25 protein-coding genes are annotated in these 18,258 nt (G+C 69.6%); 7 read left to right on the top strand and 18 right to left on the bottom strand.

The window, feature by feature from the left end:
* The first annotated feature begins 2 nt into the window (after window positions 1-2).
* Window positions 3-749 carry a phosphoglyceromutase gene (locus ABZ635_RS00610; protein WP_357756710.1) on the top strand — a complete coding sequence of 249 codons (747 nt, stop codon included), beginning with the start codon at window positions 3-5 and terminating at the stop codon, window positions 747-749.
* 82 nt (window positions 750-831) lie between these two features.
* Here ABZ635_RS00610 and ABZ635_RS00605 read toward each other — a convergent pair whose 3' ends face one another.
* Both ABZ635_RS00605 and ABZ635_RS00600 read right to left on the bottom strand, forming a co-directional pair.
* Window positions 832-1,194, bottom strand: a complete 363-nt coding sequence (locus ABZ635_RS00605) for a DsrE family protein (RefSeq protein WP_357756707.1) — start codon at window positions 1,192-1,194, stop codon at window positions 832-834.
* A 13-nt stretch (window positions 1,195-1,207) separates the two neighbouring features.
* Window positions 1,208-1,975 (bottom strand): hypothetical protein, encoded by a 768-nt coding sequence (locus tag ABZ635_RS00600; protein ID WP_357756914.1) that lies wholly within the window; start codon window positions 1,973-1,975, stop codon window positions 1,208-1,210.
* Between the two features lie 215 nt (window positions 1,976-2,190).
* On the opposite strand from ABZ635_RS00600, the gene ABZ635_RS00595 reads away from it, so the two are divergent.
* Complete coding sequence (locus ABZ635_RS00595) at window positions 2,191-2,736, top strand: FABP family protein (RefSeq protein ID WP_357756705.1); 546 nt, start codon at window positions 2,191-2,193, stop codon at window positions 2,734-2,736.
* A 353-nt stretch (window positions 2,737-3,089) separates the two neighbouring features.
* On the top strand, window positions 3,090-4,109 hold the full coding sequence (locus tag ABZ635_RS00590) for a folate-binding protein (RefSeq protein WP_357756702.1): 1,020 nt from the start codon (window positions 3,090-3,092) through the stop codon (window positions 4,107-4,109).
* Between the two features lie 82 nt (window positions 4,110-4,191).
* Here the strand turns inward: ABZ635_RS00590 and ABZ635_RS00585 are convergent, their stop codons facing one another.
* The 13 genes from ABZ635_RS00585 to ABZ635_RS00525 all read right to left on the bottom strand — a co-directional run bounded on the left by ABZ635_RS00585 (window position 4,192) and on the right by ABZ635_RS00525 (window position 10,839).
* Window positions 4,192-5,106 carry an NADP-dependent oxidoreductase gene (locus ABZ635_RS00585; protein ID WP_357756699.1) on the bottom strand — a complete coding sequence of 305 codons (915 nt, stop codon included), beginning with the start codon at window positions 5,104-5,106 and terminating at the stop codon, window positions 4,192-4,194.
* A gap of 214 nt (window positions 5,107-5,320) precedes the next feature.
* The gene (locus ABZ635_RS00580; protein ID WP_357756696.1) at window positions 5,321-5,512 is read right to left on the bottom strand and encodes a DUF397 domain-containing protein; all 192 of its coding nucleotides are present in this window, start codon (window positions 5,510-5,512) and stop codon (window positions 5,321-5,323) included.
* Between the two features lie 203 nt (window positions 5,513-5,715).
* Window positions 5,716-5,904, bottom strand: coding sequence for a DUF397 domain-containing protein (locus tag ABZ635_RS00575; RefSeq protein WP_357756694.1), 189 nt, complete (start codon window positions 5,902-5,904; stop codon window positions 5,716-5,718).
* 227 nt (window positions 5,905-6,131) lie between these two features.
* Window positions 6,132-6,503, bottom strand: a complete 372-nt coding sequence (locus ABZ635_RS00570; protein WP_357756692.1) for an ASCH domain-containing protein — start codon at window positions 6,501-6,503, stop codon at window positions 6,132-6,134.
* A 47-nt stretch (window positions 6,504-6,550) separates the two neighbouring features.
* On the bottom strand, window positions 6,551-6,739 hold the full coding sequence (locus ABZ635_RS00565) for a DUF397 domain-containing protein (RefSeq protein ID WP_357756690.1): 189 nt from the start codon (window positions 6,737-6,739) through the stop codon (window positions 6,551-6,553).
* A gap of 220 nt (window positions 6,740-6,959) precedes the next feature.
* Complete coding sequence (locus ABZ635_RS00560; RefSeq protein ID WP_357756688.1) at window positions 6,960-7,148, bottom strand: DUF397 domain-containing protein; 189 nt, start codon at window positions 7,146-7,148, stop codon at window positions 6,960-6,962.
* A gap of 31 nt (window positions 7,149-7,179) precedes the next feature.
* Window positions 7,180-7,764, bottom strand: coding sequence for an HD domain-containing protein (locus ABZ635_RS00555; protein WP_357756685.1), 585 nt, complete (start codon window positions 7,762-7,764; stop codon window positions 7,180-7,182).
* A gap of 10 nt (window positions 7,765-7,774) precedes the next feature.
* The gene (locus ABZ635_RS00550) at window positions 7,775-7,963 is read right to left on the bottom strand and encodes a DUF397 domain-containing protein (protein ID WP_357756682.1); all 189 of its coding nucleotides are present in this window, start codon (window positions 7,961-7,963) and stop codon (window positions 7,775-7,777) included.
* Between the two features lie 222 nt (window positions 7,964-8,185).
* Window positions 8,186-8,716 carry a UTRA domain-containing protein gene (locus ABZ635_RS00545; protein ID WP_357756679.1) on the bottom strand — a complete coding sequence of 177 codons (531 nt, stop codon included), beginning with the start codon at window positions 8,714-8,716 and terminating at the stop codon, window positions 8,186-8,188.
* A 283-nt stretch (window positions 8,717-8,999) separates the two neighbouring features.
* Window positions 9,000-9,194, bottom strand: a complete 195-nt coding sequence (locus ABZ635_RS00540; protein WP_357756676.1) for a DUF397 domain-containing protein — start codon at window positions 9,192-9,194, stop codon at window positions 9,000-9,002.
* A gap of 164 nt (window positions 9,195-9,358) precedes the next feature.
* A complete protein-coding gene (locus ABZ635_RS00535) occupies window positions 9,359-9,556 on the bottom strand; it encodes a DUF397 domain-containing protein (protein ID WP_357756674.1) in 198 nt (65 codons plus the stop codon).
* 224 nt (window positions 9,557-9,780) lie between these two features.
* On the bottom strand, window positions 9,781-9,969 hold the full coding sequence (locus ABZ635_RS00530) for a DUF397 domain-containing protein (protein WP_357756672.1): 189 nt from the start codon (window positions 9,967-9,969) through the stop codon (window positions 9,781-9,783).
* A 12-nt stretch (window positions 9,970-9,981) separates the two neighbouring features.
* Entirely contained in the window at window positions 9,982-10,839 is an 858-nt protein-coding gene (locus tag ABZ635_RS00525; protein ID WP_357756669.1) for a helix-turn-helix transcriptional regulator, read from the bottom strand.
* A gap of 429 nt (window positions 10,840-11,268) precedes the next feature.
* Between ABZ635_RS00525 and ABZ635_RS00520 the strand changes: the two genes are divergently transcribed.
* The 4 genes from ABZ635_RS00520 to ABZ635_RS00505 all read left to right on the top strand — a co-directional run bounded on the left by ABZ635_RS00520 (window position 11,269) and on the right by ABZ635_RS00505 (window position 13,529).
* Entirely contained in the window at window positions 11,269-11,877 is a 609-nt protein-coding gene (locus ABZ635_RS00520; protein WP_357756666.1) for an ATP-binding protein, read from the top strand.
* On the top strand, window positions 11,877-12,395 hold the full coding sequence (locus tag ABZ635_RS00515; RefSeq protein WP_357756663.1) for a hypothetical protein: 519 nt from the start codon (window positions 11,877-11,879) through the stop codon (window positions 12,393-12,395). Before ABZ635_RS00520 ends, ABZ635_RS00515 begins: the two co-directional genes overlap by 1 nt.
* Window positions 12,396-12,483: 88 nt before the next feature.
* A complete protein-coding gene (locus tag ABZ635_RS00510; RefSeq protein WP_357756660.1) occupies window positions 12,484-13,026 on the top strand; it encodes an ATP-binding protein in 543 nt (180 codons plus the stop codon).
* 152 nt (window positions 13,027-13,178) lie between these two features.
* Window positions 13,179-13,529 carry a hypothetical protein gene (locus ABZ635_RS00505; protein ID WP_357756657.1) on the top strand — a complete coding sequence of 117 codons (351 nt, stop codon included), beginning with the start codon at window positions 13,179-13,181 and terminating at the stop codon, window positions 13,527-13,529.
* Window positions 13,530-13,616: 87 nt separating this feature from the next.
* On the opposite strand, the gene ABZ635_RS00500 is transcribed toward ABZ635_RS00505, so the two are convergent.
* The 3 genes from ABZ635_RS00500 to ABZ635_RS00490 form a co-directional block, all read right to left on the bottom strand.
* Window positions 13,617-14,330 carry a glutamine amidotransferase gene (locus ABZ635_RS00500; protein WP_357756654.1) on the bottom strand — a complete coding sequence of 238 codons (714 nt, stop codon included), beginning with the start codon at window positions 14,328-14,330 and terminating at the stop codon, window positions 13,617-13,619.
* A gap of 11 nt (window positions 14,331-14,341) precedes the next feature.
* Window positions 14,342-15,598 carry a MurT ligase domain-containing protein gene (locus tag ABZ635_RS00495; RefSeq protein WP_357756651.1) on the bottom strand — a complete coding sequence of 419 codons (1,257 nt, stop codon included), beginning with the start codon at window positions 15,596-15,598 and terminating at the stop codon, window positions 14,342-14,344.
* A gap of 86 nt (window positions 15,599-15,684) precedes the next feature.
* The gene (locus tag ABZ635_RS00490) at window positions 15,685-17,919 is read right to left on the bottom strand and encodes a hypothetical protein (RefSeq protein ID WP_357756649.1); all 2,235 of its coding nucleotides are present in this window, start codon (window positions 17,917-17,919) and stop codon (window positions 15,685-15,687) included.
* Window positions 17,920-18,258: the final 339 nt, after the last annotated feature.

Genomic DNA, 18,258 nt, shown 5'->3' with positions numbered 1-18,258 from the left:
CCATGGGAACTCTGGTACTGCTTCGACACGGCGAGAGTGTCTGGAACGCGAAGGGCCTGTTCACCGGTTGGGTGGACGTGGACCTGTCCGCGCAGGGCGAGGAGGAGGCGCGCCGGGGCGGCGAGCTCCTCAAGGCCGCCGGGGTGACCCCGGACGTGCTGCACACGTCTTTGCTCAAGCGCGCGATCCGCACCGCGAACCTCGCGCTGGAGACCGCCGACCTGCACTGGCTGCCGGTCGAGCGCTCCTGGCGCCTCAACGAGCGCCACTACGGCGCCCTCCAGGGCAAGGACAAGGCACAGACCCGCGAGGAGTACGGCGACGACCAGTTCATGGTCTGGCGCCGCTCCTACGACACGCCCCCGCCGCCCATCGCCGACGACGACCCCTACTCCCAGGCCGGGGACGCCCGCTACGGCCTGCTCCCGCCGGAGCTGCTGCCGCGCACCGAGTGCCTCAAGGACGTGCTGGACCGCGCCCTTCCGTACTGGTACGACAGCATCGTCCCGGACCTGGCCGCGGGCCGGACCGTCATGGTCACCGCGCACGGCAACTCGCTGCGCGCCCTGGTCAAGCACCTGGACGGGATCAGCGACGCCGACATCGCGGGGCTGAACATCCCCACCGGCATCCCGCTGGTGTACGAGCTGGACGACGCGTTCCAGCCGACCAACCCGGGCGGCACCTACCTCGACCCGGAGGCCGCCAAGGCCGCCATCGAGGCCGTCGCCAACCAGGGCAAGAAGTAGCCGTCACCCGATCCGTTCCGTGCCCGTGCCGCCGTCAGGCGGCGCGGGCACCGTCGTCCGGGGCCGGACCCGGGCGGACGGGTCAGTAGACCAGCGCCTGGGCGCCCTCGCGGAGGGTCTCCTCCACGAAGGTCGCCGCGCCCGCGATCCGCACGCCCTCGATCAGGTCCTCCTGCGAGAGCTCCCTGCGGGCGGCGCACTGGGTGCACACCGTGACGCTCCCGGCGGCGAGCACACCCGCGAGGAGGTCCTGGAGCGGTGCGGCGTGCGGAAGCTCGAACCGCTCGGCCCGGCCGGGGAGGGCGAACCAGGAGGCCTCCCCGGTCAGCCAGAGCGAGACGTCCGCGCCGCTCGCGACGGCGGTCGCCGCGACCGTGAGGGCCTGGTTGCAGCGTTCCGGGGAGTCCTCACCGGCCGTGACCTTGATCACCAGGGAACGAGTCATGCGGCCAGCCTACTCAGAAGGCGGTGGCGGTGAGGACGGTGCCCGCGATCGCGCACAGGGCGAAGGCCGTCAGGAGCAGGACCGCCTCGCGGCGGCGGGGGGAGACCCGGGCCGGGCCCTCCTCGACGCCGTGCTCGACGGTGAGCGGGGAACCCTCGGAGGCGACCAGCACCACGCGCCCGTCACGGAGCTCGACGTTGCCGGTGACGCGCACGCGCGCGCCCTGGCGGATGATCCACTCGCGGTACTCGAACTCGATGGTCTCGCCGCGGAAGACACCGGAGATACGGCCCCGCACCCTCGGCAGCAGGTCGTCGGCGGCGGCGGGGACCCCGGGCTGGGGGCGGCCGACCAGGCGCTTGAGGCACAGCTCCGGGTCGCGCGGCTCCGCGCCGGAGGGGTCGACGTAGACGCGTTCGGAATCGCCGGTACGCCCCTCGGCGACCAGCCCGAACAGTTCCTCCGAGCCGTAGTCGGCGATGGAGTCGCAGGCGCGCTCGGTCACCGCGCCCTCGGCCCGGTCGCGGACGAGCGGGCGGTAGTGCCGGAGCACCTCGTGACCGTGCCAGACGCACTCCGAGCCCGCGAGCCCGGACTCGATGGGGCCGGAGGGGCCGGGGGCGGCCACGCCGGTGAGCGTCACCCTCTGGCCCTTCAGCGGCACGAGGGCGCTCGGGAGGAGCTGGGCCAGCCCGCGCTGGCGCAACCAGCGGCGCAGCCCCACGACGGTCAGCGGCAGCAGGACCACCGCGACGGCGAGCAGCGCCACACCGATCACCATGAACACAGGCAGCCCCTTAGTAAGCGCGTCGGAGGTCAAGGACGACTGCGGGCGCCGAGCCCCAAGGACACACCGCGTCTGTTGACAATCTTTACCAGTTCTCCAGGAAAGCGGGGCCAATTGGGCATGTCCAGTCCAAGGCTCCCCGATGGCACGGAACGCACCCGCGGCGGGGCGTCACGGAGAGGTTCGGGGCGCCGCTAGGCTCGTTGGTTATGGACGCTGAGGTACACCCCGATCTGGAGAAACTGTCGTTCCTGTTCGGACGCTGGGAGGGCGTCGGCGTCGCCGGATACGCCGACGAGGAAGAGCTCCAGTTCGGGCAGGAGGTCGAGTTCGCCGTCAGGGACGGAGCCCCGTACCTGGACTACCGGAGCCGTGCCTGGCGGATGAAGGCCGACGGCACGCTCGGTGAGCTCATCACGGAGGAGTCCGGCTACTGGCGCGCCCTGTCCGAGGAGGACACCGCCCAGTACGCCAAGGACGACGAGAAGAACATCATCCACCTGGAGATCCTGGTCGCCCACAACGAGGGCTTCATCGAGTCCTACCTGGGCAACGTGTTCGCGAACCGGGTGGAGATGGCCACCAACGCGGTGATGCACACCATCACCGGCCTGGAGGTCCAGGCCTCGCACCGCCTCTACGGACTGTTCGGCGAGGACCGGGACACCCTCGGCTACGCCTGGGACCTGGCCGCGCGCGGGCACGACCTGCGCTCGTACATGTCGGCGCAGCTCAAGAAGGCGGGCGGCAACTAGCCGCACACGGGCGCGGTTCGCCTTACTCCGACCGGGAGGGTCGGAGGAGGGAAGGGGCGAACCCCGGGCTCTGTCCCGCGTGTGCGGGGCCGGTCGGACCAGGTCCGGCAGCCCGGGGTTCGGGTGTCCGTCAGGGATTCGCACGAACGACGTCGAGCGAATGCTCGGCGTCGCCCTAGCGGACGGCCACCTCGCCAGTCCTCGAGTGAATCATTTCTCGGACCACCTCCTTTCCTGCGTGCCTCGAAGGTACGTCCCCCGGCCACGGTGGGGCAAATGTTTTTCCGGGCGGCGTCGCGCCTGCTCACGCGCGGTCCTCACGGGAGTTCGGCGGGCCGGATAACCTCGGTTCCATGACTTCGCCGCTGCTGACCACACCGGGTGCCGTGAGCGCCGACAGCCCCGACTCCGACGTCGCCGCGCACTACGGCGACCCCTCCCACGAGGCCCGCGCGATGGAGCGCTCCAGCGCCTGGGTCGACCGGAGCAACCGGGGCGTGGTGCGCGTGACCGGACCCGACCGCCTGGGCTGGCTCAACGACATCACCAGTCAGCTGACCCGGGACCTGGCCCCCGGAACCGCCACCGAGGCCCTGGTCCTGGACACCCGGGGGCACCTGCGCCACCATCTGTCCCTCGTGGACGACGGCGAGACCACCTGGGTGCACACCGAGCCCGGCGGCGGCGCGGGCCTCGCCGAGTTCCTGGACTCCATGGTGTTCATGCTGCGCGTGGAGGTCGAGGACCTCTCCGAGGCGATCTCCGTGCTGACCGTGCTGGGCCCGGAGCGCGCCCGGGTCGCCGACGCGGCCGAGGGCGTGGCACGGCGCGAGACCGAGGACGAGACCGACCTGTTCGTGCCCTCCGGCGACCTCGTCGCGGTCGCGGAGAAGCTCACCGCCGCCGGGGCCCGACCCGCGGGGATGTGGCCCTACGAGGCCCACCGGATCGCCGCGCACCGGGCGCGCCCCGGTCTGGACTCGGACGAGCGCTCCATTCCGCACGAGATGGACTGGATCGGCTCCGCCGTGCACCTGGAGAAGGGGTGCTACCCCGGTCAGGAGACCGTGGCGCGGGTGCACAACCTGGGCCGTCCGCCCCGCCGACTGGTGATGCTGCACCTGGACGGGACCGTCGAGAGGCTCCCCAAGCTCGGCAGCGACATCGAGTTGGACGGGCGCAAGGTGGGCCGGGTGGGGACCTCGTCCCGCCACCACGAGCTGGGCCCGATCGCCCTCGGCCTGGTCAAGCGCACCGTCCCCGTCGACGCCGACCTGGTCGTGGACGGGATCGCTGCCGGGCAGGAGGTCATCGTGGACCCGGACACCGGCGCCAACGCCGACCTCGACGACTTCCGCCGCAGGCCCAGGTAGGCGGGCGCGGCCGACCCGACGGGTCCGACGCGGGCGGGGGCGGACCGGATCACCGGCCCGCCCCCGCCCCTTCCGTGTGAGGTCAGGGGACGAGGACGATCTTGCCCCGGGTCCGGCCGGTCTGGTTGAGGCGCCAGGCCTCGGCCGCCTCCGCCAACGGGAACTCCCGGTCGACGTGCACGCTCAGAGCGCCCCGGTCGGCCAGACCGGCGAGTTCGACCAGGTCGTCGTGGTCGGGCCGCACCCACACGTACTGGCCGCCGAGGGCGAGCACCCCCGGGTCGGCGATCGACACGACCCGGTCGGGCCGGTCGGTGACCGGCAGCTCGGCCACCCCGCCGCCCACGAAGTCGAGGACCGCGTCCACGCCCCCTGGCGCCAGTTCCCGCACCCGCTCGGCCAGCCCGTCCCCGTAGGTGACCGGTTCCGCGCCCAGTTCCCGCAGGTACTCGTGGTTGCGCTCACTGGCGGTGCCGATGACCCGCGCGCCCCGGTCGACGGCGATCTGCACGCCGAACGCGCCCACGCCGCCAGCCGCCGCGTGCACCAGCACCGTGTCACCGGCGCCCACGGCGACGCGCTGGAGGGACTGGAGCGCCGTCAGGCCCGCGAGGGGTACCCCGGCGGCCTCCTGCCAGCTCAGCGAGGCGGGCTTGGGGGCGATCAGTCGGACGCTCGCGGAGACCAGCTCGGCGTAGGAGCCGTTGCGCGCCCAGTCCTTGCGGACGTAGCCGTAGACCTCGTCGCCGACCGCGTACTCCCCCGCGTCGAAGCCGACCGCCTCGACCACGCCCGCGACGTCCCAGCCCGGGATCAGCGGGAACGCCGCCTCCATCACCGGGTCGAGCCCGCCTGCCGCGAGCTTCCAGTCCACGGGGTTCACCCCGGCCGCGCGGACGCGGATCAGGACCTCCCCGGGTGCCACCTTGGGATCGGGCAGGTCCACGAGGGACAGGTCGTCGGCGGAACCGTACTGCTGTAGTGCTATGGCCTTCATGTCCGTTGACAAGGAGCCGTACCGGGGATTCATTCCGTCCGGACGCGACGGGGCCGGTGGGATATCCCTGTCCCCCGGACTCGGCCCCGCCCCCGTGCTCGACGGGGCGTCAACAAGCCGGGACCGCGCGGCCGCTGGTGAGGTCCATCCCCGCCTGGTCTCGGGCACATGTGGCCCCCTGGGGGCGTCCAGGGGGTCACATGGCTTCTCGGGGTTACGACTCGGCGCGAGCGGTGGAGAGCAGGGCCACCCACTCACGGCCGGGGAACAGGATGTGCCCCTGGTCTCGGTGCTGGGTGTCGCGGACCGCCGAGGCGCCGGGGAGGTCGGCGACCTCGACGCAGTTACCGGTCGCCTGGCTGTAAGAGGACTTACGGAAGAGAAGTTCAGTGGGCTGGGGATGCATGAGTAGGCCTCCGCCGGGGGTGGGAACACGGGCTGCTTCATGCACTGTCCTGCCCACTGCTCTGAGGAGAAGTCCCGAATCGTGTCCGACGGTGGACATCCGAACCCGCTCTTGGCCTGTGGCTCAGATATACGGCGGTCATGGGGCATCGAGCTACAGAGAGGGACCAGCGGATCTCCTCGCTGGCCCCTCCGCTCGGCCAGCTACACGCTCCGGGTAATCGTGCTCAGCGCCGCCTGCCACTCCGTCGCGCTGAACAGAAGATGACCGTGCTCACGGTTCTGGGTGTCACGGACAGCCGAGGCGCCGGGGATGTCGGCGACCTCCACGCAGTTCTGTTGCTGCGTGTAGGAGGACGTGCGGAAGGTGAGTTCGGTGATGTGGGGGTGCATGGGTGGGGCCTCCGCTGGGGGTGGGGGTACGGACTGATTCATGCTCTGTCCTGCCCACCGCTTGGAGGAGAACGCCCTGAACTTGTGCCCAGCAGGGGATAGTCGAACCCACTGTTCACCCCTAGGTCCACCGCGTGCGGATGCTGGTGAGCCGAGGAGAAGGCCCCGGCCACGAGAATCCAAGCTCAAGGGCAGGGGCCCTCGCGTTGCCTATGGGGACAGCGAACTCAGCAGTCCCGCACGAGTTCGATGCCGATCGCAACCACACCCAGCGCTTCGCGCTCGGCCGGGTAGATCTCCCGGATGTTGCGGAGCTGATCAGCCTTGGACGCGGTCGGGTTCACCGACGAAACGGGTTCGTGGTCGAACATCTCATCGAAGTCCCGGTAGCGGGCGATCCGGGTGATCCGCGTGAGCACTTCCTCGTCGCGGCACTTGAACCGCAACAGGTCGCCCTCCTTGAGCCGCTTGCGGGATGAGTCGTTGACCCTGATCTCGGTTGTCTTCTCGCCCGAGGTGATCAGGTCGAAGTACCTCTTGTAGATGCCCATCTCGTGCGCACGGGGGCGCTGGTCGAGGTCGGCAGGTCGGTTGCTCATGAGTCGTCCGAGTTCCTTGACGTAGCGCTGATCTTCGCCGTGTTCGGCTACTTGGTGGAGGCGCGCAGGAGCGCGGTCCACTCTCCGGTCGGGAACTCAAGGTGCCCGGCTTCGCGGTTCTGGGTGTCACGTACAGCGGACACCCCGGGCAGGTCAGCGACCTCGACGCAGTTCTGCGACTGGATCTGGCTGTAAGAGGACTTACGGAAGAGAAGTTCAGTGGGCTGGGGGTGCATGAGTAGGCCTCCGCCGGGGGTGGGAACACGGGCTGCTTCATGCACTGTCCTGCCCACATCCGGGCCACTGCTCAGAGGAGAACGTCCCGAACCCCTGTCCAGCACCGGACAACCGAACCTGCTCCCCCGTACGGGCCGGGGGATTACAGTGCGCGCACTTTCAGGAAAAGCACGGCGAAGACCCCCAGCACGCATGACCTGAGGCCTTCGCGGTGTTCAGCTACTTGGTGGAAGCACGCAAGAGCGCCGTCCACTCTGCGGTCGGGAACTCAAGGTGCCCGGCATCGCGATTCTGGGTGTCACGTACGGCGGACACCCCGGGCAATTCGGCGACCTCGACGCAGTTCTGCCCATGGGAGCTGCTGTAGCTCGACTTGCGGAAGGTGAGTTCGGTGGTGTGGGGGTGCATGGGTGGGACCTCCGATGAGGGTGGGTGACATCTACTTCGGCGGTTTCGAGTCCCTGGCCTCGTGCATCCATGCCAGGGGCGACCTGTCCAGCGCGAGCTTCGCGAGGCGTTGCGCGGAGTCGGTCCGCAACGACGCCAACGAAGTATCGATCCACGCCTGGGTGTCCGTGCCCTGCTCCCGGTACTCCAGCGCCTGGAGAAGGCATTCGAGCTTGTCTGCGTCCTTCGCACACCGGGCCTCGGCGGACTCCCTGGCCTCGTACTCCGTTTCCGCACCGACGATGAGCCGTGCCAGACCCTGCGACATTCCGGCCGTCTGATCGGCGGTCACCTCGCTGTTCTGGGACGCCTTCAGGTACCGCTTGCCGATGTAGGGGATGTCCGTCAGTCGTGTCTCCTGGGTGTCATGGAACAGGGCGAGGAACGCGGCACGCTCCGGGTTCGCGCCCTCCAGCTCCGCGATCACGGCCGCGACGAGTGCCGCGCGGTGCGAATGGTCGGCGATCGACTCAGGAGCGGGAACACCAACGATCACCCACCCCGTGCGCTTGTACCGCTTGAGCAACCCCGCCTCGTACAGGTAGTCGAGAGTCCGCAGGTCCGTCTGCTCTTCCATGGAAACCCTTCTAGCGCCGTCGAACCGTGCTCAGTGCCGCCCGCCACTCAGTCGCGCTGAACAGAAGATGACCGTGCCCACGGTTCTGAGTGTCACGGACAGCGGCACTGTTGGGGAGGTCGGCGACCTCCACACAGTTACCGGTCGGCTGGCTGTAAGAGGACTTACGGAAGAGAAGTTCAGTGGGATGGGGGTGCATGTGTGGGACCTCCGCTGGGGGTGGGACACGGACTGCTTCATGCACTGTCCTGCCCACTTCCGGGCCACTGCTCAGAGGAGAACGTCCCGAACCCCTGTCCAGCACCGGACAGCTGAGTCTGCTTCCTGCCCGCAGAGCCGCAGGGCGAAGTGGGCTTTGGGAACTCTGTCAGGACGTAGAGCGAGCCCCGACCACGCAGGTCGGGGCTGTTTCTCGTAAGACTCAGAACTGGTCGGCACCCACTGCCTGGCCGATGGGGAAGGTGTGTCGGGTCGCGGCGCAGATCGTCTCCAGCGCGTGGATCGGCACGTCCTTGGTCGAGTAACTAATGCGGAGTACCTGCACCACCCACTCACCAGGGATATCCAAGAGATCAGCCTCGTAGGGTGTGGGCGGCCGAGCCGTCAACGTCTCCGAAGCATGTCCGAACTCGTGCCCCAGGTCCTCGATGGCAGCCTGGAGTGTGGGAAGAACGAAACCCTCTCCGTCCAGACGGGTGTTCTCACCGACGTCTACCCGGAAGTAGGAGGTCGAGATCCTGACAGGCACCTCGTTGGCCCAGAACATCTTCCGCCTCGCGATCACCTGGGCACCGGGCTCCACCCGAAGGCCCAGGGCGACATGCTCGTTCGCGGGCTCCTGTCCCACGAACAGCATCTTCCGCTTCGGCGTCAGACCTTGCTGCTGGGCTTCGGTGAGATAGAGGCTCTTGGACCCTCGTGTGCTCGGAGGGGTTGGCAGTGCCCTCTGCACCAACACACGAGGACGTGGGTCTACGGGTCCTGTAGGTGCCTTGTGCACCGAGTCTGCGCCTGGTGTGTTCACTGGGAAACCTCCGGTGGGGGTGGGGACACTGCCACAAACAGAGTCCTTCCCGAAAACGGGACCCGCGCTTAGAGGAAAACGTCCCCAGGAGCCGAAGGTGACGCATCACGAGGAGCGCTGTGCTCGTACGACGGAGGACGCTCTGTAACAGAGCGCTCAGGTGCAACAGGCCCCCCGGTCAGAGCGGAGGGCCTGTTTGCTTCCCAGGGGTCTACTGGTCGGCGCGGATGGCGCCAAGGACAGCGGACCACTCGGGCCCGGCGAACCCCAACGTGCCGAGATCCCGGTTCTGGGAGTCGCGCACAGCGGAGCCGTGGGTGAGGTCGGCGACCTCCACACAGTTGGCGTTGCTCGTGGCGGAGTAGCTGGACTTGCGGAAGGTGAGTTCGGTGGTGTGGGGACGCATGTGTGGGACCTCCGCCGAGGGTGGGAACTTGGCTGACTCACACAGTCCTGCCCACTTCTGCGCCCCATGCGTCGTGTAGGTCTCATTGGCTGCGGACACTTGGGCTGACGAGCGCAACAGACAGGCCTCGGCCGGTTCAGCCGGGGCCTGCTGGATGCCAGGGTCTACATCTGGTCGGTACGGATGGCTCCGAGGGCGGCGGCCCACTCCGGACCGGCGAACCCCAGAGCACCCAAGTCGCGGTTCTGGGTGTCGCGAACCAGGTGCTCACTGGGGAGGTCGGCGACCTCCACGCAGTTCTCAGTGCGGCCCTGGCTGTAGGAGGACTTGCGGAAGGTGAGTTCGTTGGAGTGGGGATGCATGAGTGGGCCTCCGCTGGGGGTGGGGACATGGACTGACTCATGCACTGTCCTGCCCACATCCGGGCCACTGCTCAGAGGAGAACGTCCCGAACCCCTGTCCAGCACCGGACAACCGAACCCGCAACTAACTCGTGGGTCCGCTGCATACCGTGATTCCGGCCGATGAGAAGACCCCGGCCACGAGAACTACTCAAGTGTGGCCGGGGCCCTTGTCCGCTACGCGGCTACCGTTCTGTACGCGCGGTGCTCAGCATCGCGGCCCACTCCTGAGACGCGAAAGTCAGGTGCCCTGCATCGCGGTTCTGGGTGTCACGGACAGCCGAGGCGCCGGGGAGGTCGGCGACCTCGACACAGTCACGATTGGTGCTGGAGTAGCTCGACTTGCGGAAGGTGAGCTGAGTGGATGAATGCATGTCGGCTGCTTTCTACAGGGCGTCGTGGATCTTCTTCATGGTGCGGATCGACTCCGCGTGTGACTGGGCTGTGACCTGGAGATGATCGAACACATGCCGGTACTCGCCAACCTCCTCCGTTTCCTCCAGGAACAACCCCTCTGTCCTTGATTCGAGGTAGACAATCGGTGCGTCCATCTCGTCGGGGAAGTCCAAGATGACGAACGGTCCTGACACACCTGGATGAAGCCCGGCGGCAAACGGAAGTACCTGGATAGTGATTCCGTTGTCAGGGTTCTCTGCTGCGTCGATCAAGTGCCGAAGTTGCCCGGCTGCAACACCGTCTTCCGTTGGCATGCGGCGCAGGGCGGATTCATCGATCACAGCCCACACTGTCGGCGGCTGGTCGCCCACGAGAATGTCTTGCCGGGCCATGCGAGCCTCAACTTGGCGCGTGACTTCGTCGGACGGCGTGGCCAGGCTGGCCCGTATGGAGGCGGCCGCGTAGCCCTCAGTCTGGAGCAGTCCGGGGACGACGACGGGCTGCCACGTGGAGACAACAGAAGCCTCTTCCTCGAACCCGACCAGACTGTCGGGCACGAAGACATCCTTGAACTTGGTCCACCAGCCACGTTCTCGGGACTGTCGAGCAAGGTCGATAGTGGCCTGCCGTGTCGCCGTGTCCTCAACCTCGTAATAGTCCAACAGCTGCCTGATGTTACCCAGATCAGGTCTGACCCACTTGTTCCCCTCCATGTGAGCCAGTCTCCCGCGCGACCACTCTAAGTCAGCGGTGACGGCCTCCAGCGTCGCCCCCTTCTCGCGCCGGAGCTGGCGAAGCACGGCAGACAGACGTCGCCTACGCACGGTGGGGCTGATTCTCCTGCTCATGGGGCCTCTCCCTGGGGTGCTGCTGCCGATCGTATGGGGATCTTCCCAAACAGGCATCTTTCGGAATCCTGGTATCGGATTCCGTTGATCCCCTTGCAAAGATTAGATTCCGAAGTTCATCATAGGAGAGCATTCACTCGACCCGCTCTCATCCAGCGGCATCCTGTACCGGAGGTGTGCGCTGATGGCGCCCCGTTACCTGAAACTCTGCGAGCTGGCATGTACGCGCTACCTCGCGTCCGAGGCGATGCGTCGCCGTCGCCCTAGGCAGGCGGCCCGTGTGCGGGCCTTCGCCGCGAACCCTCGCCGCCACCACCCATCCCGCTCCTGGAACCCTGTGATCCCCTCGCCCCGCAGGCCGATCGACGCGGTCCCGGTGGAAGTCCTGCGGGCAGTCCTGGCTGGGTTGCGGCGTTTGGTGGTGGTCCCGTGAGGCCCGCTCCGCCGTTCTCGCCCGAACTCGCCCACCGCGAGGTGGTGGCCCCCGTGGCGAGTTTCATCAAGCCGTTCCACTCCCACTACTTCTCCCGCACCGTGGGACCCCCGTACCGCAAGCGCCAGTACTCGTTCGCCGGACTCCCCGGACTCATGCCCCTGGTGCGGGCGTTCTTGGACACCAGTGCGGCGGAGAGGTGTGAGGAGTTCCAGTTCCTGTTCACCCTCCTCGGGTCAGAGTTGGTCAACAACGCGATCGCCCACAGTCGGTCTAGTGAGCGGGGCAGTACGTACACGTTGACGGTGGATCGGGGTGCGAAGGGGATGACGCTGATCTGCCGCGACCAGGGCAGCCGTCTGCCGCAGGAGAAGGGCAACTTCACCGCCGCCACGTTTGAGCAGATCGAAGCCGGAACCGCAACGGGTCGGGGTCTGGCGCTGATCAATGCGTTGGCGGACCGGTGGGGCGACAACGGCGACCCGAAGTTCCGCCAGGTCTGGTTCTTCCTGGCCTACGACCTGACCGACAACCCGTGGAGCCACATCGACACCGAGAACACCGACGACGCCGAGGACATCGGCAAGAACGAGGTGGAGTGCTGATGTTGGACATCGACACCAGGGACCTGCTCTCCTGCGCCGGAGACGCCCTCACCGCCCCCAGGCACCTGACGCCCGCCCAGGTGGACGTGTGGCACAACCACACCCTGCGCAACCGCATCCCGATGGTGCTGGAGGCGCTGCGGATCGCCGGAGACGAAGGCGACGCCGAGCGGGCCATGGCGCTCATCGACCAGGCGGTGCATGACTACCCCGCACCCACCCGGATTCCCGGCAACAGGCCGGTTCCGGGGGCGGTGCCGAGGCAGACCACCCCCGCCCAGACGTTCCCGGTTCTCGAACGCGAGCTGTCGGAGCTGCTGCACACCCACTGGGTCATGACCATCGAAGGAACTCCCCCCAACGAGGTGTTCGTAGGCCGACGCCCGCTCGGTTGGACGGGTCAGGGTGATCCGTTCGAGAGGATCACCGCCCCGACCCGCACCGAACTGTTCCGTCTGCTCGCCCAGCGCCACCGCGCCGACCACCAGGACGACCCAGAACCCCCGACCGCCGCCTAAAGGCGCTCATGAAAAAGCTCTGGCGGGTGCGACAACACCCCCAGAGCAGGCCGACAAGCTCCATCGTCTAAGAGAAGAGATTGCCGACATGGCCATTGTGCCGCACACCCCTGCCCTGAACCACACGGTCGCCCCGCCCGAGCCCGCGTTGCGGTGGGAGTGCCGGGTCTACCCCGGACAGCTCTCCCACACCAGCCGAGTCCGCTCCGACCTGGACACTGACCTCAACCGCCTGCTCTCCCTCCCGGGCGAGGTGCGGGGGGAGATGGTGTTGTGCGTCAGCGAGATGTTCGCCAACGCGTGCGAGCACTCTCGTTCGGGTCAGGACCCGGAGGGAAGGGTGGTCCGCACCCTGGAGTCGCCGGTCCCGGGGCTGGTGAGGGTGTCGATCATCGATGACGGTGCCAGGACGGATACCACCACCGACTCCCTTCCGAGGGTTCCGCGCAGGAGGACCAAGCGCGAGTGGGAGCGGGCCGAGCGCGGCCGGGGCCTGCTGATAGTTGGTGAGCTGGCGTCCCGGTGGGGGTTCCGTCCGGTGCTGGACTTCCCCTTCTGCGAAGGACTGGGCACGGTCATCTGGGCCGAGTTCACCCTCCCCGCCTTGGCCACCGCTAGGGGCACCCGATGACGGCGCACGTCAGCGCTCAGGTGCGGTCGGTCCTGACCGCACCCCGAGGCCACCGCTTCACCCGACCGGCCGGGCGCCCTCTGCGAGCCGCCCCGATTCCGCCGAAGGCACCCCAGACACAGGCACCTCAGACGGAGGCACCGCGCTCGGAGATGCCCTGGGAGGAAACCCACCAGGCCCGACAGGAACGCCTACTGCGCCAGATGAACGGCAACCCCCGGGTCGCGTACATGCTCCAACACGGGCCCGTCCCGCACTGGGTGAAAGTCGCCCGCCAACACCGCGAACAAGCCGCCCGCGAAGCCCGACAGGCTGCCACTCACGCTCGGGCTGAACCCGAGACGGAACCGCAGCCCGCCGCCCGCACCCGGGGCCGTCACCGGGCACCGCGCCGCTGGTGGGGATGGCCCGCCACCGCCCTCGGAACCGTCCTCCTCCTCGGCCAGACCGCCATGGAAACCCTCGGAGCGAGCCTGGCACCCGACATCGGCATCCCGATCTAACCGAACGAACAACAACGGGGCCCGGCATAAACGCCGGGCCCCGGGGCGGTCATCGCGACCGCGCCACCGCCCCGTAGGGGGTCCGTCCTAGCGCAGGGCGGCCGCCAGACGCTCGTCGTGCAGACGCTCGCCCCAGGCCGGGGGAAGCGGGTTGAGCTGGCCGACGCGCCAGCGCAGCAGCAGGTCGGCCAGCTGCGGGTTGCGCGGCAGGGCCGGACCGTGCAGGTAGGTGCCGAGGATCTGCCCCTGGTAGGCGCCCTCGGTGTGGTCGTCGTTACCGATCCCCTTCACCGTGGTGGACAGCGGCCGGGCCTGCGGGCCGATCTGCGTGCGCCCCTGGTGGTTCTCGAAACCGGTGATCCGGCCGACACCCAGGGCCGGGTCGACGTCGGCGACGATCTCGCCCACGGCTCGGGTCTGCCCCCGGTTGCTGCGGATGTCGAGGATGCCCACGCCCGGGAGCGGGTTGGCCTCGTCGTCGCCGTAGCTCTCACCGATGATCTGGTATCCGGCGCAGACCGCGAAGACGCACGCCCCGCGCGCGGCGGCCCGGGCCAGCCCGCCGTCCGAGCGCAGGCGCTCGGCGGCCAGGATCTGCGGACGGTCCTCGCCGCCGCCGAGCAGGTAGATGTCGCCCTGCTCGGGCACCGGGTCGCTGGAGTGCACGTGCACGATCTCGGTAGGGATGCCGCGCAGTTCGGCGCGGCGCTTGAGGATGAGGACGTTGCCCTGGTCCCCGTACGTGCTGAGCAGGTCGGGGTAGATCCACACGATCCGCAGGGCGCTGCTGGTGTTCGACATGGGTGTGTCTCCTACTGGACGCGGCCGTACGCCGTGCGGATCTGCTGGAAGGCTGTGTAGTTGGCGATGACGTCGACCTTGGTGATGTCGGGGCGCTCGGCCTTGAGCTTGGCCAGCACCTCGTCCACGCGGTCGGCGGTCTCGAAGGGCACCTCGTCGGTCTCCAGGCGCAGCGCGAGGTCGGTACGGCGCTCGCCCATGACGAACACCCTGCGATCGCGCAGCACCGTGTAGTCGACGTCCCAGAGCCAGGAGGTGTCCTTGCCGTCGGGGATCTGGGCGTTCACCGCGAGGATGACCGGGACGCGGGGCGGGTCCAGGACGGCGAACGACTCCAGCCACCCGGCCGGGTTCTTGGCGAGCAGCAGGCGGACCTCGACCCCCATGGTGACCACCGAGGTGTACCGCCCGGCCACCGAGGTGACCTCGCGCAGCCGCTCGATGGTGCGCTCGGGGTGCATGCCGTAACCGGCGGCGGTGGCGGCGGCGATCGCCGCGTTGGCCCGGTTGGCGTCACCGGGCAGGTTCATCCGGAGCTTGATCTGCTGTCCGTCGGGGGCGATCAGCAGGTCGTTGTCGTTGTCCACCGCCCAGGTGGCCCGGGGGCGCGCCAGGCCGCACTCGGGGCACTCCCAGTGCGGGTCGGTGTCGCGCTTGAGGTGGCCGCCGCACTCGGGGCAGCACCAGGAGTCCTCCTTCCAGCGCTGACCGGCCGACACCCAGGTGGCGTTCGGGGCGCCCAGCCCCGCCCAGGCCACCAGCGGGTCGTCGGCGTTGGCGATGACGTGGGTGTTGCTCTGCGACAGGGCGGTCCGCCACTTCTTCGCGAGCAGGTTGATCTCGGAGGCGCGGTCCATCTGGTCGCGGCTCAGGTTCATCAGGACCACGAAGGAGGGGTTGGTGGCCTTGAGCACCTGGGGGAGGTACTTCTCGTCCACCTCCAGCACACCGTTGACGGCCGACTTGTTGCCGGCCAGGGCGGTGATGTGCCCGGTGGGCATGTTCGCGCCGTGCTCGTTGGTCGCCACGTCCCCGAACTCGCGCAGGGCCTGCGCGATGAGCCGGGTGGTGGTCGTCTTGCCGTTGGTGGCGCTGATCAGGGCCAGGCGGCGGCCCTGGGCGAGTTTGGCGAGCAGGTCGGGTTCGACCTTGAGGGCGACGCGCCCACCGATGACGGAGCCGTCTCCGCGTCCGGTGGCCCTGGACAGGCTGGCTGCGCTCCTGCCCAGTACCGAGGCCAGTTGGGCGCGCAAGGGAAGCTCGCTCATCAATTCTCCACGATCGCTAGATCACCCGCACGAACGCGCTTCGGCGGCGGGCGATGTGTCGGGCCAAGCTTATTCTCCACCGGACCTCAGACCCGCCAGTCCAGGCGCTCGGGCGGCGGCCCGAGGTTGGGCGGGACTCCGTCGGCTCCGGGGTGGTCGGCGGTCCCGAGCGCTCCGGCGGCGTCGGGGCCGTCGTCGGCACCGGTCGCCCCGGTGGTGTCGTCCGAGCCCACGCGGTCCGGTGCGGCGGCCGTCGTCGAAACGGGACCACCAGGCGGCTCCGAACCGACCCCGTGCGCTCTTCGGCGTCCGCGGATACCGGTGTTCCCCCGGGGCCCCCGGGCCGTGCCGGAGGCCTCGGTACCACCACCGTGCCCAACGTTCTCGCTGGTACCGGAGTTCCGAAGCTCGTCCACCGTGGCCAGGGTGGCCGTGGACAGGGTGAGGATACCCGGGTTGGTGTCGGTCAGCACCGGTCCGTCCGGTGTCAGGACCAGGGCCGCCGTCGTCGGCAGCCCCCGCAGGGACGCCGCGTCCGGCCCGAGGACTCGCGCGCGCGGGCCCCCCTGCGCGGCGCCCGGTTCCGGCACGTCCATCTCGACGGCCTCGCCGGTGACCCTGCCCCACACGGTGGCCGATCTCACATGCCGGACCAGGTCGAGGGGGGCGATCGCGGCGGCGGCGTCGCGGATCAGCGCTCCGGACTCGGTGTGCGGCGAGGGGAACAGGAGGTCGTCGTCGGGCTCCTCCGTGTCGTCGGGGTCGAGCACCGTGCCGCCCACCGCCGTGCCGATCACTTCGGTGAGCGGGTGCGCCTCCAGGTCGCGCGGGTCGGACCGCGCGGCCCCGACCACCCCCGCGACCGCCTCGGCGACCTGGTCCGCGTCGGCGCCCTGGCCCATGAGGACCGGCAGGCAGGTGGTGTCGGAGAGGCGTTCCAGGACGGCGGGGACGGCCGCGCGGAACAGCAGGACCACCTCCACCCCGCCCTCGGCGGCGGAGGCCAGGACCTGTTCCACCTCGTCGGGGGGCAGGATCTCCGCGCCGCAGACGACGACGCTGCGGGTGCGGTCGGGCCGGGCCGGGCGGCGCCCGCCGCCCGCCCCGGGTTCGGGGGCCCGGGCCTCCAACAGCTCGCCGAGCGCGGCCACGGCGTACGTGCCGTAGACCCGGGCCGCGGCCTCCCCCGAGGCGCGGTCGGTGGAGATGATCTTCACCTGGGCGTACGCGGTGTCGTCGGCCCTGGTACCCACGGCCTCGAAGGGGCTGAGCCGGTTCTCCAGCGTCCAGGCGCGGGCGCGCACCCCGGGGTCGCCCGCGCAGCGCTCCCGTACCCGCGCGCGTTCGGCCGGGGAGAGCAGGGCCAGGGCGGTGTCGTCCTCGGCGGCGTCGTCCTCCGGGGTGACCAGGGCCCGTAGGCCACCGATGAGCCGGGCCACCCCCACGTCCGGGCCGAGCACCTCCAACAGGCGCAGCAGGAGGGTCTCGTCGGCGTCGGCGTCCTCCGCGCGCCCCGAGGCGGCGGCCACCGCCGAGAGGATGCGCGCCCGCTGCCCGGCGTCCAGGTTGGTGCCCAGGGTCATGCGCGGCAGGTCGGCGGGGAGCACCCACTGGCGGGGGCCCACCGCGCAGCGCCGGGCCAGGCGGACCAGTTCCCTGGCGACGGAGCGTCCGGTGAGGTCGACGACGGTGAGGTCGCCGCCCTCCCGCAGTCGCGAGACGCCGACGGTGGTGAGCAGAGCGGACCAGCCCGCGTCGGTTCCGCCCACCACGAGCACGGCCGAGGTCCGCGGCGGGACCGTCACCCCGTACCAGCGCGGTTGGGCCTCGTAGGCGCGCGCGGCGGCCTGCCACTCGGTGTACCGGCGGGCGTGTTCGCGCTGCTGGTCGTGGAGGGCCCGCTCCCGTGCGGCCCGTTCCTCCTCCAGCCGCGCCCGCGCGCGTTCGAGCCGGGAGGCCATCACCTGCCGGCTCTGGACCAGGGCGACGAGCACCGGGGCCGCGATGGCCGCGCAGGCGCACACCCCGCCCAGGGCCAGACTGCCCGGGAGGATGCGCAGGGTCCACAGCAGCGGGCAGAGCAGGGCGAACAGGCCGAGCCCGCCCAGGGCGAAGTAGAGCGGGCGGTTGGTGAGGGCCTCGCCCTCCATCTGCCCCGCGACCCACTCCCGGCTGAGGGTGCGGGCGTCCGCGGGAGCCGGGCGGCGCGGGGCCGGTCCGGGCGGAGGCAGCACCACCCTGTGCCGCCACCCGAGGTAGGTGCGTCCCGCCTCGCCTCGGGGCGTCGTGGCAGCGGTCGCAGACGACCGTGCTGTGGGCACCGTCCGAACACCTCCTGACCGGCGGAAGGGGCGCCGCCGCGGGTACGGTCACGCCGGTTCCGGCCTGGGGGGCGGAGGGCAGGGCGAAGGGCCGCGCCCGGCGTGCTGGCCACGGTCGGCGACCGACTGCGGCACCAACCGTGATCTTCAGTGAAGCAGGGCCGCCCACCGCTTTCCAGTCCCCGCTCCCCACCTGTGGACAACCGCCCCGGAGCGGCCTCCCCGCGGGTGGCTCACGACCAGGTGGGGGCCGCGCGGGCCAGGGCTCCTCGCCCTCCGGTCCAGGTGGCGGGGTTCGTGGACGAACGAGCGCCGACGCCTTCCCCCCAGACACCCACG

This window comes from Nocardiopsis sp. NPDC007018 (assembly GCF_040635075.1).
GTDB lineage: Bacteria > Actinomycetota > Actinomycetes > Streptosporangiales > Streptosporangiaceae > Nocardiopsis.
The sequence above is the reverse complement of the archived record's forward strand: the minus strand, read 5'-3'. Positions and strand labels throughout refer to the sequence as shown.

Coding starts and splice junctions, on each gene's coding strand:
- ABZ635_RS00610 (WP_357756710.1), top strand. CDS start 3: ATGGGAACTCTGGTACTGCTTCGACACGGCGAGAGTGTCTGGAACGCG.
- ABZ635_RS00605 (WP_357756707.1), bottom strand. CDS start 1,194: ATGACTCGTTCCCTGGTGATCAAGGTCACGGCCGGTGAGGACTCCCCG.
- ABZ635_RS00600 (WP_357756914.1), bottom strand. CDS start 1,975: ATGGTGATCGGTGTGGCGCTGCTCGCCGTCGCGGTGGTCCTGCTGCCG.
- ABZ635_RS00595 (WP_357756705.1), top strand. CDS start 2,191: ATGGACGCTGAGGTACACCCCGATCTGGAGAAACTGTCGTTCCTGTTC.
- ABZ635_RS00590 (WP_357756702.1), top strand. CDS start 3,090: ATGACTTCGCCGCTGCTGACCACACCGGGTGCCGTGAGCGCCGACAGC.
- ABZ635_RS00585 (WP_357756699.1), bottom strand. CDS start 5,106: ATGAAGGCCATAGCACTACAGCAGTACGGTTCCGCCGACGACCTGTCC.
- ABZ635_RS00580 (WP_357756696.1), bottom strand. CDS start 5,512: ATGCATCCCCAGCCCACTGAACTTCTCTTCCGTAAGTCCTCTTACAGC.
- ABZ635_RS00575 (WP_357756694.1), bottom strand. CDS start 5,904: ATGCACCCCCACATCACCGAACTCACCTTCCGCACGTCCTCCTACACG.
- ABZ635_RS00570 (WP_357756692.1), bottom strand. CDS start 6,503: ATGAGCAACCGACCTGCCGACCTCGACCAGCGCCCCCGTGCGCACGAG.
- ABZ635_RS00565 (WP_357756690.1), bottom strand. CDS start 6,739: ATGCACCCCCAGCCCACTGAACTTCTCTTCCGTAAGTCCTCTTACAGC.
- ABZ635_RS00560 (WP_357756688.1), bottom strand. CDS start 7,148: ATGCACCCCCACACCACCGAACTCACCTTCCGCAAGTCGAGCTACAGC.
- ABZ635_RS00555 (WP_357756685.1), bottom strand. CDS start 7,764: ATGGAAGAGCAGACGGACCTGCGGACTCTCGACTACCTGTACGAGGCG.
- ABZ635_RS00550 (WP_357756682.1), bottom strand. CDS start 7,963: ATGCACCCCCATCCCACTGAACTTCTCTTCCGTAAGTCCTCTTACAGC.
- ABZ635_RS00540 (WP_357756676.1), bottom strand. CDS start 9,194: ATGCGTCCCCACACCACCGAACTCACCTTCCGCAAGTCCAGCTACTCC.
- ABZ635_RS00535 (WP_357756674.1), bottom strand. CDS start 9,556: ATGCATCCCCACTCCAACGAACTCACCTTCCGCAAGTCCTCCTACAGC.
- ABZ635_RS00530 (WP_357756672.1), bottom strand. CDS start 9,969: ATGCATTCATCCACTCAGCTCACCTTCCGCAAGTCGAGCTACTCCAGC.
- ABZ635_RS00525 (WP_357756669.1), bottom strand. CDS start 10,839: ATGAGCAGGAGAATCAGCCCCACCGTGCGTAGGCGACGTCTGTCTGCC.
- ABZ635_RS00515 (WP_357756663.1), top strand. CDS start 11,877: ATGTTGGACATCGACACCAGGGACCTGCTCTCCTGCGCCGGAGACGCC.
- ABZ635_RS00510 (WP_357756660.1), top strand. CDS start 12,484: ATGGCCATTGTGCCGCACACCCCTGCCCTGAACCACACGGTCGCCCCG.
- ABZ635_RS00505 (WP_357756657.1), top strand. CDS start 13,179: ATGCCCTGGGAGGAAACCCACCAGGCCCGACAGGAACGCCTACTGCGC.
- ABZ635_RS00500 (WP_357756654.1), bottom strand. CDS start 14,330: ATGTCGAACACCAGCAGCGCCCTGCGGATCGTGTGGATCTACCCCGAC.
- ABZ635_RS00495 (WP_357756651.1), bottom strand. CDS start 15,598: ATGAGCGAGCTTCCCTTGCGCGCCCAACTGGCCTCGGTACTGGGCAGG.